This window comes from Marseilla massiliensis (genome assembly GCF_016899855.1).
GTDB lineage: Bacteria > Bacteroidota > Bacteroidia > Bacteroidales > Bacteroidaceae > Prevotella.
The window spans coordinates 1-254 of record NZ_JACJJG010000287.1; the positions used below are offsets into that span (position 1 = coordinate 1).

The following is a 254-nucleotide window of genomic DNA, read 5'->3' on the forward strand; positions in this document are numbered from 1 at the left end:
TCATACATTGGTATGAAGCCGCAGACGGTAAACGTGGCCGGAAAGAGTAGTGTAACAGTTACAATGGAAGATGAGGCAACCAATCTTGACGACCTCGTTGTCATCGGTTACGGCTCCGTTCGCCGCAAGGACCTTACCGGTTCCGTGGCCACTGTGAGCAACGAAGCCCTCGCGGCTGTTCCGGTTGCGTCAGTAACCGAAGCCCTCACGGGTAAGATGGCCGGCGTAAACATCACCACGACCGAGGGCTCGCC

1 protein-coding gene is annotated in these 254 nt (G+C 56.7%); it reads left to right on the forward strand.

Annotated elements, in window-relative coordinates; all coding sequences use genetic code 11:
• The coding region (locus H6A34_RS14785) for a hypothetical protein (RefSeq protein ID WP_205106123.1) at positions 1 to 254 on the forward strand (254 nt) is incomplete at both ends.